This is a genomic window from Streptomyces anatolicus (genome assembly GCF_019400875.1).
GTDB classification, from domain to species: Bacteria; Actinomycetota; Actinomycetes; order Streptomycetales; family Streptomycetaceae; genus Streptomyces; species Streptomyces anatolicus.
In genome coordinates this window covers 13,691-28,404 of record NZ_WMBF01000026.1, presented here as the reverse complement: position 1 = coordinate 28,404, position 14,714 = coordinate 13,691, and the positions used below count along the sequence as shown (strand labels likewise).

At 70.3% G+C, this 14,714-nt stretch carries 16 protein-coding genes; 5 read left to right on the top strand and 11 right to left on the bottom strand.

What is annotated here, in order from left to right:
• Positions 1-2,233 (bottom strand): MMPL family transporter (locus tag GKQ77_RS05225; RefSeq protein ID WP_219687520.1); only part of this gene is annotated, 2,233 nt, incomplete at its 3' end.
• A 163-nt stretch (positions 2,234-2,396) separates the two neighbouring features.
• Here GKQ77_RS05225 and GKQ77_RS05220 point away from each other — a divergent pair.
• The 4 genes from GKQ77_RS05220 (at position 2,397) to GKQ77_RS05205 (ending at position 4,438) form a co-directional block, all read left to right on the top strand.
• Positions 2,397-2,729 (top strand): ArsR/SmtB family transcription factor, encoded by a 333-nt coding sequence (locus GKQ77_RS05220; protein WP_219687519.1) that lies wholly within the window; start codon positions 2,397-2,399, stop codon positions 2,727-2,729.
• On the top strand, positions 2,729-2,968 hold the full coding sequence (locus GKQ77_RS05215) for a hypothetical protein (RefSeq protein WP_125515556.1): 240 nt from the start codon (positions 2,729-2,731) through the stop codon (positions 2,966-2,968). The genes GKQ77_RS05220 and GKQ77_RS05215 overlap by 1 nt, the downstream gene beginning before the upstream one ends.
• A 133-nt stretch (positions 2,969-3,101) precedes the next feature.
• Positions 3,102-3,770 carry a potassium channel family protein gene (locus GKQ77_RS05210; protein WP_219687518.1) on the top strand — a complete coding sequence of 223 codons (669 nt, stop codon included), beginning with the start codon at positions 3,102-3,104 and terminating at the stop codon, positions 3,768-3,770.
• Complete coding sequence (locus GKQ77_RS05205; RefSeq protein WP_219687517.1) at positions 3,770-4,438, top strand: potassium channel family protein; 669 nt, start codon at positions 3,770-3,772, stop codon at positions 4,436-4,438. The genes GKQ77_RS05210 and GKQ77_RS05205 overlap by 1 nt, the downstream gene beginning before the upstream one ends.
• A gap of 108 nt (positions 4,439-4,546) precedes the next feature.
• On the opposite strand, the gene GKQ77_RS05200 is transcribed toward GKQ77_RS05205, so the two are convergent.
• From GKQ77_RS05200 to GKQ77_RS05170, 7 genes are all read right to left on the bottom strand, one after another.
• Positions 4,547-5,302 carry a DUF3159 domain-containing protein gene (locus GKQ77_RS05200; RefSeq protein ID WP_219687516.1) on the bottom strand — a complete coding sequence of 252 codons (756 nt, stop codon included), beginning with the start codon at positions 5,300-5,302 and terminating at the stop codon, positions 4,547-4,549.
• A gap of 3 nt (positions 5,303-5,305) precedes the next feature.
• Positions 5,306-5,704: an OB-fold nucleic acid binding domain-containing protein gene (locus tag GKQ77_RS05195; RefSeq protein WP_219687515.1), complete on the bottom strand. Its 399-nt coding sequence runs from the start codon at positions 5,702-5,704 to the stop codon at positions 5,306-5,308.
• Between the two features lie 78 nt (positions 5,705-5,782).
• Positions 5,783-6,466, bottom strand: a complete 684-nt coding sequence (locus tag GKQ77_RS05190) for a response regulator (RefSeq protein WP_219687514.1) — start codon at positions 6,464-6,466, stop codon at positions 5,783-5,785.
• 32 nt (positions 6,467-6,498) lie between these two features.
• A complete protein-coding gene (locus GKQ77_RS05185; RefSeq protein ID WP_219687513.1) occupies positions 6,499-9,063 on the bottom strand; it encodes an ATP-binding protein in 2,565 nt (854 codons plus the stop codon).
• A 202-nt stretch (positions 9,064-9,265) separates the two neighbouring features.
• A complete protein-coding gene (locus GKQ77_RS05180) occupies positions 9,266-10,033 on the bottom strand; it encodes a DUF3710 domain-containing protein (RefSeq protein WP_219687512.1) in 768 nt (255 codons plus the stop codon).
• Between the two features lies 1 nt (position 10,034).
• Entirely contained in the window at positions 10,035-10,601 is a 567-nt protein-coding gene (gene dut / locus GKQ77_RS05175) for a dUTP diphosphatase (RefSeq protein ID WP_219687522.1), read from the bottom strand.
• A 23-nt stretch (positions 10,602-10,624) separates the two neighbouring features.
• Positions 10,625-11,209: a PaaI family thioesterase gene (locus GKQ77_RS05170; protein WP_125515549.1), complete on the bottom strand. Its 585-nt coding sequence runs from the start codon at positions 11,207-11,209 to the stop codon at positions 10,625-10,627.
• A gap of 58 nt (positions 11,210-11,267) precedes the next feature.
• On the opposite strand from GKQ77_RS05170, the gene GKQ77_RS05165 reads away from it, so the two are divergent.
• Complete coding sequence (locus GKQ77_RS05165; protein WP_125515548.1) at positions 11,268-11,720, top strand: DUF3093 domain-containing protein; 453 nt, start codon at positions 11,268-11,270, stop codon at positions 11,718-11,720.
• A gap of 110 nt (positions 11,721-11,830) precedes the next feature.
• On the opposite strand, the gene GKQ77_RS05160 is transcribed toward GKQ77_RS05165, so the two are convergent.
• The 3 genes from GKQ77_RS05160 to GKQ77_RS05150 all read right to left on the bottom strand — a co-directional run bounded on the left by GKQ77_RS05160 (position 11,831) and on the right by GKQ77_RS05150 (position 14,710).
• On the bottom strand, positions 11,831-12,760 hold the full coding sequence (locus GKQ77_RS05160) for an EcsC family protein (protein WP_219687511.1): 930 nt from the start codon (positions 12,758-12,760) through the stop codon (positions 11,831-11,833).
• Positions 12,761-12,773: 13 nt separating this feature from the next.
• Entirely contained in the window at positions 12,774-13,070 is a 297-nt protein-coding gene (locus GKQ77_RS05155; RefSeq protein ID WP_030357326.1) for a DUF4193 domain-containing protein, read from the bottom strand.
• Positions 13,071-13,462: 392 nt separating this feature from the next.
• Positions 13,463-14,710 (bottom strand): sensor histidine kinase, encoded by a 1,248-nt coding sequence (locus GKQ77_RS05150; RefSeq protein ID WP_219687510.1) that lies wholly within the window; start codon positions 14,708-14,710, stop codon positions 13,463-13,465.
• Positions 14,711-14,714 lie beyond the last annotated feature (4 nt).

Sequence of the window (14,714 nt, the reverse complement as noted above, 5' to 3'; positions counted from 1 at the left end):
CCTCGGCCCAGCCCCCGGAAACCCCGTCAGAAGGCCTCACATACGGGTCGGCGGCCCGTGCCTCCGCGCGCCGGACCGCGCGCGACGGCCACCAGGTGGCGCGGCCGAGCAGGAGCAGCGCGGCCGGAAGGATCATGACGCGGATCACGAACGCGTCGAGCAGGACGGCCGCCGCGAGCACGAACCCCATCTGCTTCATCTCCAGGATGTGCAGCATCACGAAGCTCGCGAAGACGGTGACCATGACGAGCGCCGCGCTGGTGACGACCTTGGCGGAGGACGCGATGCCGTCGAGGACGGCCTGCCGGGTGGGCACGCCGTTCAGGGCGGCCTCGCGGATCCGGCTGACCACGAAGACCTGGTAGTCCATGGAGAGCCCGAAGAGGATCACGAAGAGGAAGAGCGGTACGCGCGAGGAGATCCCGCCGAGCGAGACGAACGAGAGCGGCCCCTCGGCCCAGGTGCCCTGGAAGACGAGGACGAGCAGTCCGAGCGCGGAGGCCGCGGAGAGCAGGTTGAGCCCGACGCCGAGCAGCCCGAGGACGACCGAGCGGAACGCGTAGACCGTCATGGCGAACGTCATCAGGAGCAGGAAGCCGAGGACGAGCGGCAGCTTCTCGTTCTGGTGCGCCACGTAGTCGGTGCCGCGCGGGACCTCGCCGGTGACGGCCGTCTCGACGCCGGGCAGCTTGCCGACGGTGGCGGGCAGGTAGGTGTCGCGCAGGTGGGCGAGTGAGTCCTCGGCCTTCTTCGAGTACGTGGGGTGCGGGGCGTTCAGCTCCAGGGTCGTGGTCCTTTGGTCCTCGGAGGAGCGGAGAAGGGGCGAACCCGACGGGTGCGAGAAGAGCGGGTCGGCCTGCGCCGCCCGGTCGAGCGCCGTCAGCGCCCGCCGCACCTCAGCGGCCTGCGAGGCGTCGGCGCGCACCACGACGAGATGCCGGATCCGCAGCTCGGGGAAGGCGTCGAGCAGCCGGTCATACCCCTTCATCGCCGGTATCTCCCGCGAGAAGCTGTCCCGCGCGGGGTTCTTGAGGTTCATGGTCAGCGCGGGCAGCGCGAGCCCCAGCATGACGAGCACCGAGAGGCACAGGGTGAGGGCGGGCCGCCTGCGGGCGGGCGTCAGCAGGGCGTGCCAGACGCGGCCCGGCCCCTTCTCCCCGTACGTGCGCACCGGCTTGCCCTTCGCCAGGCGCCTGGCCGCCCGGCGATCCGTACGCCGCCCGAGCGCGACGAGCAGCGCCGGCAGTACCGTCACCGAGCTGACCACCGCGACGGCGACGACCAGGATGGTGCCGGTGGCGAGCGAGTCGAAGATGACGTCACGGGCGAGGAAGAGCGCGGTGGTGGAGACGATCACGGCGAGCCCGGAGACGACGATCGCGCGGCCGGCCGTCGCGGCGGCGGCCTCGACGAGCGCCGCCGAGGTGAGCTTGCCACCCGCCCGTGCCCGTTCCTCGCGCTCGCGCTTGAGGTAGAAGAGCGTGTAGTCGACGCCGACGGCCATGCCGATGAGCAGGATCATGCTCATCCCGACGCCCGTGTCGGGCAGCAGGTGCGAGGCCAGCATCGCCAGGCCCATCGTCGCCATGATCGAGGTGATCGCGAGCAGCAGCGGTACGCCGACCATCACGACCGAGCCGAAGACGACGGCCAGCGTGATCAGCGTGATGGGCAGTGTGATCGCCTCGGAGAAGGCAAGGTCCTCGCCACGCTGGTCGTTGACGCCCTTGCTGACGGAGGCGTCGCCGGTCTCCTCGATCACCAGCTCGGGGTGGACCTTCGCGGCCTTCTCGGTCTGGGCCCGCAGCGGGACCACGTTCTCCTTGCCGTCCTGCTCGGAACCGTGCAGCTCCACCTGGATCCGCAGTACGCGGCCGTCGGCGGAGCGGACCGGGGCCGCGACCGAGGCGACCTCGGGCAGGGCCTTCATGCGGGCGGTGACGTCACGCACGGCGGCTTCGGCCTTCGCCTCGTCCAGCGGTGCCGGCCGTCCGGACGCCGCCCGGATCAGCACCTGCTCCGTGGGCCTCAGTTGGACGCCGCCCTCGCTCGCCAGCGCCTCGGCCCGGCCCGCCTCGCCGACGCGGAAGTCCTCCGTGGTGGCGCTGTTCATCCCCGCGGCGATCCCGCCCCCGAGGCACAGCGCCACGAAGACCAGCCAGCCGATGATCGCCCGCCATGGGTGCAGCGCGCTCCAACGGGCCACGCGCACCGTGACCGATCGCTTTCTCATTCCCACTCCCCCGTCTCTTGGTTGTCATGTGTAAGCGGAGACTGACAGGTGAAGGAACGAACCGTCAACTGTCATTCGAGACTGGGAGCAAGCGGATTGACAGCGGAACCCGTCATACGTAAGCCTTGACTGACAGGTATCGGGACCAGCGCGAAGGCGGACCATGGACAGCGAGGAGCTGCTGGCTTTTCTCGCGGCGGTCGGCCACGCCCAGCGCATCCGGATCATCGGCGAGCTGGCCTCCGGTCAGCTGTATGTCAGCGAACTGGCCCGGCGGCTCGGGGTCTCCCGCCCCCTGCTCTATATGCACCTGGAGCGCATGGAGAAGGCAGGCCTCGTCGTCGGCCGCCTGGAGCTCTCCGACGACGGCAAGGCGCTCAAGTACTTCGAACTCGCGCCGTTCGACGTGCGGTTGAACGTGGATACGATCACCGCGGCCGTCCGCGAGGGTCAGACGGGCGACGACGGACAGCACTCAGCAGAGGGGACGTCCTAGTGGACGACGTGATCATCCCGGTCGCATTTTTCCTGATACTCGCCGGCGCGATCGTCGCCGTCGCCTACTTCCAGTCGCAGCGCAACCGCGAGCGCGACCGGCAGTACGCCGAGGCCATGCAGCACTACCGCGAGGCGGTCGAACGCGCCAGGTCGGAGCAGGAGGCGACCCGCTTGCAGCTCGTCGAGCTTGGCCACCGGCTGCAGACCGTCGAGGGGCTGCTGCGCAGCGTGGACTGAGCGCCGGCCGCCCGTCCGGGACGTGCACGGGGGTGCCCCCGGCGGACCGCGCGTGTGTAGCTTGGGCTCCGGTCTGAGACGCTTTTACCGTTCAGCCTGAGCACAGAGTATTGACACAGCCGGAAGGACGGTCGTGCACATCGTCATCATGGGCTGCGGGAGAGTCGGTTCCGCTCTCGCGCAGACCCTGGAACATCAGGGGCACACGGTCGCCGTGGTCGACCAGGACCCCACGGCCTTCCGCCGCCTGGGCTCCGGGTTCGGCGGCCGCCGCGTCACCGGCGTCGGCTTCGACCAGGACACCCTGCGCGAAGCCGGCATCGAGGAGGCGGGCGCCTTCGCCGCCGTCAGCAGCGGCGACAACTCGAACATCATCGCCGCGCGCGTCGCCCGCGAGATGTTCGGCATCGAGAACGTCGCGGCCCGCATCTACGACCCGCGCCGCGCCGAGGTCTACCAGCGCCTCGGCATCCCCACGGTCGCCACGGTCCGCTGGACGGCCGACCAGATGCTGCGCCGGCTGCTCCCCTCGGGGGCCGAGCCGCTGTGGCGCGACCCCACCGGTGGCGTACAGCTCGCCGAGGTGCACGCCTCCGCCGCCTGGATCGGGCACAAGATCAGCCAGCTCCAGGAGGAGACCGGCGTACGCGTGGCCTTCCTCACCCGGCTGGGCGAGGCGGTCCTGCCGACCTCGCAGACGGTCCTGCAAGAGGGTGACCTGGTGCACGTGATGATGCGCACCGATCAGGTCGACAAGGTCGAAGCGGCGTTCGCCGAAGGCCCCGAGGAGGGCGGTCACTGATGAGGGTCGCCATTGCCGGAGCCGGCGCGGTGGGCCGCTCCATCGCCGGTGAGCTGCTTGAGAACGGCCACGAGGTCCTTCTCGTCGACAAGGCGCCGACGGCCATCTCCGTCGAGCGCGTCCCGCAGGCCGAGTGGCTGCTCGCCGACGCCTGCGAGATCACCTCCCTCGACGAGGCCGCGCTCCAGCGCTGCAACGTCGTGATCGCCGCGACCGGCGACGACAAGGTCAACCTCGTCGTCTCCCTGCTCGCCAAAACGGAGTACGGCGTCCCGCGGGTCGTCGCCCGTGTGAACAACCCCAAGAACGAGTGGCTCTTCAACGAGTCCTGGGGCGTCGATGTCGCCGTCTCCACGCCGCGGCTGATGTCCGCGCTCGTCGAGGAGGCGGTGAGCGTCGGCGATCTCGTCCGGCTGCTGCGCTTCAGCCACGGCGACGCGAACCTCGTCGAGCTGACGCTGCCGCCCGAGTCGGCCCTCGCCGGCACGCTCGTCGGCGACGTGCAGTGGCCCGAGGACACCTCGCTGGTGACGATCATCCGCGGTACGCGTGTTCTGGCGCCGACGCCGGATGACTCCCTCGAGGCGGGTGACGAGCTTCTCTTCGTGGCCGCGCAGGCGCGTGAGGAGCAGCTGGAGGATCTGCTTTCGGTGCGTCGGGAGAGCTAGCGGTTTTTGCGGTACGCAGTTGGGGGCGCCCGGTAGTTACCGGGCGCCCCCAACTGCGTATGTTCTCCGCGGGGCCGTCGTGGCCGGGCGCGCAGTTCCCCGGGCCCCTTACGGGGCGCGCTCCGCGGCCTTGCGGTCCTTCTCCGCCTTCTCGGCGGCTTCCATCTCGGCGAAGACATCGATCGGCGGTGGGGCCTTCGACAGGAAGACCCAGGTGAGGTAGACGGCGAGCAGGAAGGGCGGGATCTTCAGGGCGACCAGGACCCAGCCGAACTGCGTGGTGTCCGCCCACCAGTACAGCGGGAAGAGGATCGCGCACTTGGCGAGCAAAATCAGGCCCCAGGCCCAGCTCGCCTTCGCGTACGCCTTCTTGCGGCCGGGGTTGCGGGTGCGCCAGGAGAGGTTCTCCTTGAAGACCGGGCCGAGGATCAGGCCGATCAGCGGGACGCCCGCGAGGGTCGTGATGATGTAGGCCAGGGCGAGGCCCAGGGTGTAGAGCATGCCCGGCAGGTAGAAGTCCTTGGCGTTGCCGGTCATCATCGCGAAGACCACGCCGAAGGCGACCCCGAAGACGCCGCTGAAGGCGTGCTTGACGGTGTCCTTCATGACCAGGCGGACCACCACGAGCACCACGGAGACCGCGAGGGCGGCGATGGCCGCCATGTGCAGGTCCTTGTTGATCGTGAAGATGGTCACGAAGAGCAGGCCGGGAACGACCGTCTCCACCATGCCCCGCACGCCGCCGAAGGCCTCGAAGAGCGCTGCCTCGGTCACGGCCCTGGAATCGGTGTCGGTCACCGCCCTGGAATCGGTGTCGACCTGATCCGGTTTCCCTTGGTCCGTCGGCTTGTCGAGGGACGTCACCGGCTACTCCCGTCCGAGCGGTCTGAGTTCGTACTTGGGGTTGAAGAGCACCCGGCGGCCCCGGCTCAACGAGATCCGGCCCGATGCGATCAGCTTGCGCCCCGGCTCAATTCCTACGATGGAGCGCCTGCCGAGCCACACCACGTCCAGCGCCGCGGAGCCGTCGAACAGCTCGGCCTCCAGCGCGGGGACCCCGGCGCGTGGTCGCAGGGTGACCGTGCGCAAGGTACCAGTAACGGTGACTATCTGGCGGTCTTGGCAGTCGCCGATGCGGACGCAGCCGGCCGTCTCGGCGTCCTCACGCAGCTCCTCCGACTCCAGATCCTCCTGCGAGGAGGACAGCCGGTCGAGCATGCGCCGGAAACGGCCTGCCGGCTTATCGGAACCAGGAACAGCACTCATACAGGAAGCCTACCGGGGGGCACCGACACGCGGGAAAGGGGTGCGCTCATCTGTGCTTATGCCCGCTCGCGGCGGAACTCAACGCTCGAAGCGGTACCCCATGCCCGGCTCGGTGATGAAGTGGCGCGGATGCGCCGGGTCCGCCTCCAGCTTGCGGCGCAGCTGGGCCATGTAGACGCGCAGGTAGTTGGTCTCCGTGCCGTAGGAGGGCCCCCACACCTCCTGGAGCAGCTGTTTCTGGCTGACCAGACGGCCGGTGTTGCGGACGAGGACCTCCAGGAGGTGCCACTCGGTCGGGGTCAGGCGCACGTCGCGCCCGTCGCGGTTGACCTTCTTGGCGGCCAGGTCGACGGAGAAGTCCTCGGTGTCGACCATGATGTCGTCCTCACCCGCGCCGGTCGGCTCGGCCCTGCGGACGGCGGCGCGCAGCCTGGCGAGCAGCTCGTCCATGCCGAACGGCTTGGTCACGTAGTCGTCGGCGCCCGCGTCCAGCGCCTCGACCTTCTCGTCCGAGCTGTGCCGGGCGGACAGGACGAGGATCGGGACGCGGGTCCAGCCGCGCAGGCCCCTGATGACCTCCACGCCGTCCATGTCGGGCAGACCGAGGTCGAGCACGATCACGTCGGGGTGGCGGGCGGCGGCCAGCTGGAGCGCCGTCGCGCCGTCGGGGGCCGCGTCCACCTCGTACTTGCGCGCCTTCAGGTTGATCACGAGGGCACGTACGATCTGCGGCTCGTCGTCGACCACGAGCACCCGGGTCATGCCGGCCTGCCTTTCTGGCTTCTGGTTCGCGGTCACTGGGTGACCTGGGCGGGGAGATCGGGAAGATCCGGGAGATCCGTGCGGTCCGGTGGCCGCCCGGCCACCGCTCGCAGGGTGAGGACCATGGTGAGGCCGCCGCCCGGGGTGTCCTCGGCGGCGAGGGTGCCGCCCATGGCCTCGACGAAGCCGCGGGCGACGGCGAGGCCGAGCCCCACACCCGCACCGCGCGGAGCGTCACCGTAACGCTGGAAGGGCGCGAAGATGCGGTCCTTGGCGGTATCGGGGACGCCGGGGCCGCGGTCGACCACGCGGACCTCGACGCGCTCGCCCAGGGTGCTCGCGGAGACCTTGACGGGCTCGCCCTCGGGGGCGTACTTGACGGCGTTCTCGACGATGTTCGCGACCGCGCGCTCCAGCAGCCCCTTGTCGACGGCGACCATCGGCAGCGTCTCGGGGATGTCCAGCTCGGCGCTGCCGTCGGGGACCCCGCCGAGTGCCATGGGGACGACCTCGTCCAGGTCGATCTCGCGGATCAGCGGGGTGACCGTGCCGGTCTGGAGTCGTGACATGTCGAGCAGGTTGCCCACGAGGTGTTCCAGGCGGTCGGCGCCCTCCTCGATGCCCGCGAGGAGTTCGGCCTCGTCCTCGTCGGACCACTCGACGTCGTCGGAGCGGAGCGAGGTCACGGCCGCCTTGATGCCCGCGAGCGGCGTACGCAGATCGTGGCTGACGGCGGCGAGCAGCGCGGTGCGGATGCGGTTGCCCTCGGCGAGGGTGCGGGCCTGGTCGGCCTCGGACTGCAGGCGCTGGCGGTCGAGGACGACGGCGGCCTGCGCGGCGAACGCGGCGAGCACGCGGCGGTCCTCGGCGGGCAGCACGCGGCCGGACAGCGCGAGGGCCATGTGGTCGCCGACCGGCATGTCCACGTCGGCGTCCTCGGGGCGCGGCAGCGGGCGGCCGTCGCCGACGCGGCCCGCGCAGGTCCATGGGTCGTTGTCGCCCGCGCGTTCGAGGAGCGCCACGGACTCCATGGCGAAGGTCTCGCGGACCCTCTCCAGGAGGGCTTCGAGGCTGGTCTCGCCGCGCAGGACGCTGCCCGCGAGGAAGGAGAGTATCTCCGACTCGGCGCGCAGCCGGGCGGCCTGGTGGGTGCGCCGGGCGGCGAGGTCCACGACCGAGGCCACGGAGACGGCGACGCCCACGAAGACGGCGATCGCGACGATGTTCTTGTTGTTGGAGACCGTCCACAGGTGCAGCGGCGGCGTGAAGTAGTAGTTGAGGAGCAGCGACCCGACGGCCGCCGACGCGAGGGCCGGCAGGAGTCCGCCGAGGAGCGCGGCGGCCACCGTAAGCGTCAGGAACAGCAGCATGTCGTTGGCGAGGCCGAGGTCGGCGTCGATGTGGGTGAGCAGCAGGGTCAGCAGGGCGGGCCCCCCGACGCCCACCAGCCAGCCCCAGATGATCCGGGAACGGCCGAGGCGCGCGCCCCGGGCGACGGGCAGGCCCCGGCCCTTGGCGACCTCGCCGTGGGTGACGATGTGGACGTCCAGGTCGGGCCCGGAGTCGCGGGCGACGGTCGCGCCGACGCCGGGTCCGAAGACGTACTGCCAGGTCTTGCGGCGGGACGAGCCGAGGACGATCTGGGTGGCGTTGACCCCGCGGGCGAAGTCGAGCAGGGCGGCCGGTATGTCGTCGCCGATGACGTGGTGGAAGGTGCCGCCGAGGTCTTCGACCAGGGTGCGCTGGACGGCGAGTTCCTTGGGGGAGGCGGCGGTCAGGCCGTCGCTGCGGGCTATGTAGACGGCGAGGATCTCGCTGCCGGAGCCCTTGGCGGCCATCCGGGAGGCGCGTCTGATGAGCGTACGGCCCTCGGGGCCGCCGGTGAGTCCGACGACGATGCGCTCGCGGGCCTGCCAGGTGGAGCGGATGTTGTGCTCGCCCCGGTACTGCTGCAGGTACTCGTCGACGCGGTCGGCGACCCACAGCAGGGCCAGTTCGCGCAGGGCGGTGAGGTTGCCGGGGCGGAAGTAGTTGGAGAGGGAGGCGTCGATGCGGTCGGGCTTGTAGATGTTGCCGTGCGCCATGCGGCGGCGCAGCGCCTGGGGCGACATGTCGACCAGCTCGATCTGGTCGGCGCGGCGCACCACCTCGTCCGGCACGGTCTCGCGCTGGCGTACGCCGGTGATCGACTCGACGACGTCACCGAGGGACTCCAGGTGCTGGATGTTCACCGTCGAGACGACGTCGATGCCCGCCGCGAGCAGCTGCTCGACGTCCTGCCAGCGCTTGGCGTTGCGGGAGCCGGGGACGTTGGTGTGGGCGAGTTCGTCGACCAGGGCGACGGCGGGGGCGCGCTCCAGGACCGCGTCCACGTCCATCTCGGTGAAGGCGGTGCCGCGGTACTCCAGGTCCTTGCGGGGCACCTGTTCGAGGCCGTGCAGCATCACTTCGGTGCGCGGGCGGTCGTGATGCTCCACGAAGCCGACGACGCAGTCGGTGCCGCGCTCCACGCGCCGGTGCGCCTCGGAGAGCATGGCGTACGTCTTGCCGACGCCCGGTGCCGCACCGAGGTATATCCGAAGCTTGCCGCGTGCCATGGCCCCATTGTCTTCCCGAAACAACTGTGTACGCAGCGTCGACCTTACGGCCAACAATTCCGGCATTACGGGCGATGGGGCGCGGGGGCGGCGTCCTTGACAGAACCCTGATGCCCGCCGCGGGACGCGCATGTGGCCCGCCGCGGCCCGGACGAACCGGAACCACTACGGGCCACAAGGCAGTTGAAGGGCGCCGAGGGTGTCAGCGGACCTCGGTGATCTCGGGGCCGCGCTGGAGCTGCCCCATGCCGCCCGAGAAGCGGGAGCCTTCCTGCTGCTCCTGCTGCACACTGCCCTCGGCGACCATCTGCGCGTCGTCCGGGAGCTTCAGGACGATCGGGTCGCGCGGCGCCATCGGACCCTCGCCGCGCACGACGACGGTGTCCCGGAAGATCTGCTCCAGAAGACCGGCGGTCTGCGGCTGCACCGCGCCCTGCCCGGAGATCACCCCGCGCAGGAACCAGCGCGGCCCGTCGACGCCGATGAAGCGCACGACCTGCACCCCGCCGGTGCCGTCCGGCAGCTGCACCGGCACCTGCGCGCGCAGCTCCCAGCCGAGGGGGCCCTCGACCTCGTCGATGACACCGCCCTGCTGGGTGATGCCGGAGGCGATCTCCTCGCGGACCTCGCCCCAGATGCCCTCCTTCTTGGGGGCGGCGAAGCCCTGCAGCTGGATGGCGCTGTCCTGGAGCACGACGGTGGCCGCGACGATCGCGTCGCCCGCGACCTCCACCCGCAGCTCCATGCCCTCGACCCCCGGCACGAAGAGCCCGCCGAGGTCCACGCGGCCCTCGCCGGGCTCACGGACCTCGGAGATGTCCCAGGGACCGTCGGGACGGGGCTCCGGCTCGAGCCTCACGCGCGAGCGCGTGACGTCGGCCGGGTCATTGCTGTCCACGCCGTCGACGACCTGCTCGTCCGCGCCCGCCGCGTCCTCGGCGGCACTGTCCTTCTTGCGACGTCCGAACACGTCACTGTCCTTCCCGGTCGGATACGACCGATGCGTATCGATTCCCACCCGTTTGTTCGACCGCGCCCGTCCGTCCGTCCGCGCCCGTCTGTCCGTCCGCACCCGTCTGTTCACCCGGGCCGAGGCCGACGGCGGCATGGCCGCCGGTGGACCCGAAGCCCCCCTCGGCCCGCGCCGACGCGGGAAGCTCCGCCACCTCCTGGAAGCGCACCTTCTCGACCTGCTGGACGACCAGTTGGGCAATCCGGTCGAAACGCTCGAACCGCACGGACTCGCGCGGATCGAGATTCACCACGATCACCTTGATCTCTCCACGGTACCCGGCATCCACCGTCCCCGGGGCATTCACCAGAGCGACACCGCAGCGTGCGGCGAGCCCCGAACGGGGGTGCACGAAGGCCGCGTACCCCTCGGGGAGCGCGATGGACACCCCGGTGGGCAGCACGACCCGCTCACCGGGCGCCAGTTCGCAGGACTCCGTGGTCCGCAGATCGGCACCGGCGTCGCCGGGGCGCGCGTACGACGGCAGCGGTACTTCGGGGTCGACGCGCCTGATCAGTACGTTCAGTTCGCCGGAAGGGGTACGGGACGTCACGGGTTCACCTCGAAGGCGCGGGCGCGCCGGATCTGGTCCGGGTTGTTCATGGCGGCCTGGATCTCCTCCGGGCGGCCGTTGTCGATGAAGTGCTCGACCTTCACCTCGATGAAGAGGGCGTCGGCGCGGACCGCGACGGGCCCGTCGGGGCCGCCGATCCGGCCGGTGGCGGTCGAGTAGATCTTCCGTCCGGCGACGGCGGTGACCTCGGCCTCCAGGAACAGCACGGTGCCCAGCGGCACGGGCCGCGCGAAGTCGGTCTCCAGGCGGCCGGTCACGGCGATCACCCGCAGCAGCCAGTTCAGCGAGCCCAGCGTCTCGTCGAGCGCGGTGGCGAGGACGCCGCCGTGGGCGAGGCCCGGGGCGCCCTGGTGCGCCTCGCGCACGGTGAACTCGGCGGTGACGGTCACGCCCTCCCCCGCGCGCGCCGCCAGGTGCAGTCCGTGCGCCTGTCCTTCGCCACAGCCGAAACAGTGTTCGTAGTGGGCGCCGATCAGCTCACCGGGGGCGGGTGCGTCGGGGTGGCGGACGGGCGCTATGGCGTCGGCCGGGGGCGTCAGAGCTGCAGATGTACCACTCACAGGCGCAGACCTTACCTCCGCGTCAGCACTCACAGCTCCCCGTGCCAAGCTTGGTTCCATGCAGCCTTACGAAGAACGCCTGACCGCGCCCCGTTCGTGGTGGTTCGCCTCGGTCCTGGTCGGTGTCGCGATGGCCCTGATCATGCTGCCGTTCGGCACGCTTCCGCTCCTCGGCGGCCTGGTCGGCGGCACGGCGGTGGCCGCGGTCGTCACCAGTGCGTACGGCTCCGTGCGGATCCGCGTGGTGGCCGGCTCGCTGGTCGCGGGGGACGCGAAGATCCCGGTGTCCGCCCTGGGCGAGGCGGAGGTCCTGACGGGCGAGGAGACCCGCGCCTGGCGCTCCTACAAGGCCGATCCGCGCGCCTTCATGCTGCTGCGCGCCTACATCCCGACGGCCCTGCGCGTGAAGATCACGGACCCGACCGATCCCACGCCCTACGCCTACCTCTCGACAAGGCACCCGGAGGCCCTGGCAGAAGCGCTGAACGCGGTACGCCAGAACACTCCCTGAACCGGAGCGCCCCGCCAGGGGCGCGGAAAAAACGGCGCGACGAGCGCCCCGTCAGGGGCGCGGGGAACTGCGCGACCAGCCACAGCCAGGCCCGCAGACCCTCACCGGCCTCAGCCGCCCAACTCCTTGGGACGCCCACCCACCCGCAGAGGATCGTCCGGCGTTTCCAGGGGCGGAAGCTCAGGCAACGCGTCCCACGGCACCTGCCGCTTCCGCAGGTCCTCCCTGATCTTCGCGGCGAGCTTCTTGGTGTCCCGGCGGTTCATCACCGCCCCGACCGCGGCGCCCACCATGAAGGGCATGAGGTTCGGAAGGTTCCGGACCATGCGCTTCATGATCTGCTGGCGCAGCTCCCGCTTCATCTGGCCGCCCAGGGCGGCGTTGAGGGTCGTGGGCTTGGCGACGTCGACGCCGCGCTCCTGCGTCCACGAGGTCAGATACGCCGTGCTGCGCTGCTTGAGATTGCCGTCGGGCCGCTGGCCGTAGACCTCGTGCAGCTCGGCGATGAGTTTCAGTTCGACCGCGGCGACGCCGGTGATCTCGGCCGCGAGCTCGGCGGGCATCGCGGGCGGTACGGGCATCATCGCCGCCGCGCCCACACCCGCGCCCACCGTGGACGAGGCGTTGGCCGCACCGGAGACGAGCTTGTCCGCCAGCTGCTCGGGGCCAAGGCCCGGGAACTGCTTGCGGAGGGTCGCCAGATCGCGGACCGGGATCCGCGGAGCGTTCTCGATGAGCCGGTCGGCGAGGTAGCCGATGCCGGCCTTGCCGGCGCGCCCGCCCTTGCGCACGCCTTCCCTCATTCCGTCCGCGACGGCGGCAACGCGGCTCCGGGACCCATCTGTCCGAGTGGTCCTTGAGGCCTTGTCGGCCGCCGTCTCGTCCGGCGCCGCCTCGAGGGCGTTCGCCGGTTCGAGCGAGGCTGCTCCGGTGGTGGAAGAGCCTCGCTCGTCGTCACGCACGCCGTCGCCCGAGGCGCCGGCTTCGTCCGCTCCGCGCTTGCGGAAGCGGCGCTTCCTGGACGGGGTCGAGCCAGTCATGGCCGACCCCGCCTCAGTCGCAGTCGCGACAGATCGGCTGGCCGTTCTTCTCCCTGGCCAGCTGGCTGCGGTGGTGCACCAGGAAGCAGCTCATGCAGGTGAACTCGTCCTGCTGCTTCGGGAGCACCCGGACGGCGAGCTCCTCGTTGGAAAGGTCGGCGCCGGGCAGCTCAAGGCCCTCGGCGGCCTCGAACTCGTCGACGTCGACCGATGAGGTCGACTTGTCGTTCCGCCGTGCCTTGAGTTCCTCGATGCTGTCCTCGTTGACGTCATCGTCGGTCTTGCGTGGGGTGTCGTAGTCCGTTGCCATGTCGCTCTCCCCCTCTGGGTGTCTGCGGTGTCTCCAGCGCACGTAACGCGTGAGAGGCCGGACTTGTGCCCGACCCGAGGCGGAGATTTTGCCTCACATCAAGGTCTGTTACTCAATCGACACCCAACCGCACCCCTGAAGAGGTGATCGGCTTGGATGGCGATCGGGACCGTACACGGTCCGAATGTCGCACTTCACGGGCGTCACCCCGTGTACTTCCCGTGATCAAGACCCCCGAAAACCCGGATTTTCCCGGCTTTCGGCGACTTTAGCGATCACGGAGAGTAGATACCCAAGAAATCGCCACTGTGATCGATCGCACACGGTTTTCCCGGGATCGAGTCCCGAAAATTCCGCGCAAAGCGAACACATCGGCGCGTTCGTGCAGCATCTCAGAGGGGAAGCGTCACTCGCATCACGAGCCCTCCCCCCTCGCGCGGCTCCGCGATGATACGGCCCCCGTGGGCCCGCGCCACCGACCGGGCGATCGACAGGCCGAGCCCGACGCCCTTGTCGCTGCCCGTCCGCTCGGTCCGCAGCCTCCGGAAAGGCTCAAAAAGGTTGTCGATCTCGTACGCGGGCACCACCGGGCCCGTGTTCGACACCACCAGGACCGCCTGACCGTGCTGGGCCTCCGTGGTCACCTCGACCCAGCCCTCGTCCGCCACGTTGTACCTGACGGCGTTCTGGACGAGGTTCAGGGCGATCCGCTCCAGGAGTACGCCGTTGCCCTGCACGACGGCCGGGCCACGCTCCCCGCGGATCTCCACGCCCTTCGCGTCGGCCTCGGCCCGCACCTGGTCGACGGCGCGGTCGGCGACCTCGGCGAGATCGACGGGCTTGCGCTCGACGATCTGGTTGTCGCTGCGGGCGAGCAGCAGCAGGCCCTCCACCAGCTGCTCGCTGCGTTCGTTGGTGGCCAGGAGCGTCTTGCCCAGCTGGTGGAGTTCCGGCGGCGCCCCGGGGTCGGAGAGGTGCACCTCCAGGAGCGTGCGGTTGATCGCCAGCGGCGTGCGCAGCTCGTGCGAGGCGTTGCCGACGAACCGCTGCTGGGCGGTGAACGCCCGCTCCAGGCGGTCCAGCATCTCGTCGAAGGTGTCGGACAGCTCCTTCAGCTCGTCGTCCGGGCCGTCCAGCTCGATCCGGCGGGTCAGGTCGGTGCCGGCCACCCTGCGGGCGGTGCGGGTGATGCGGCCCAGCGGTGAGAGCACGCGGCCCGCCATCGCGTACCCGAAGGCGAAGGCGATCACGGCGAGCCCGAGGAGGGCGAGAAGTGACCGGCTGAGGAGGTTGTCCAGGGCGTTCTGACGCATCTGGTTGACGCACTCGTTCAGCGCGGCGTTGAGCTGTCCCTCCGTGGGGTGCTCGGGGAGGAGCCGGAAGTTGGTGCAGCTCTCGCTGCTCACCGTGGACTTGCCCGTGACCCTGAACGGCAGGTCGCTGCCGACGTTCAGTGCCTGCGCGGCGAGCAGATAGATGATCGAGAGCAGCAGGATGCCCGCGATCAGGAACATGCCGCCGTAGAGCAGCGTGAGCCGTATGCGGATGGTGGGACGCAGCCACGGGAAGGGTGCTTCGACCTTCCTGGGGTCCCACGTCGGCTTCGGAGGCGCGGCTGGTGGCGCCGGGGTCGCGGCCACCGGG

Excerpts from the sequence above, each read along its gene's own strand:
- GKQ77_RS05220 (WP_219687519.1), top strand. The coding sequence starts at position 2,397 with ATGGACAGCGAGGAGCTGCTGGCTTTTCTCGCGGCGGTCGGCCACGCC.
- GKQ77_RS05205 (WP_219687517.1), top strand. The coding sequence starts at position 3,770 with ATGAGGGTCGCCATTGCCGGAGCCGGCGCGGTGGGCCGCTCCATCGCC.
- GKQ77_RS05195 (WP_219687515.1), bottom strand. The coding sequence starts at position 5,704 with ATGAGTGCTGTTCCTGGTTCCGATAAGCCGGCAGGCCGTTTCCGGCGC.
- GKQ77_RS05190 (WP_219687514.1), bottom strand. The coding sequence starts at position 6,466 with ATGACCCGGGTGCTCGTGGTCGACGACGAGCCGCAGATCGTACGTGCC.
- GKQ77_RS05185 (WP_219687513.1), bottom strand. The coding sequence starts at position 9,063 with ATGGCACGCGGCAAGCTTCGGATATACCTCGGTGCGGCACCGGGCGTC.
- GKQ77_RS05165 (WP_125515548.1), top strand. The coding sequence starts at position 11,268 with ATGCAGCCTTACGAAGAACGCCTGACCGCGCCCCGTTCGTGGTGGTTC.
- GKQ77_RS05160 (WP_219687511.1), bottom strand. The coding sequence starts at position 12,760 with ATGACTGGCTCGACCCCGTCCAGGAAGCGCCGCTTCCGCAAGCGCGGA.
- GKQ77_RS05155 (WP_030357326.1), bottom strand. The coding sequence starts at position 13,070 with ATGGCAACGGACTACGACACCCCACGCAAGACCGACGATGACGTCAAC.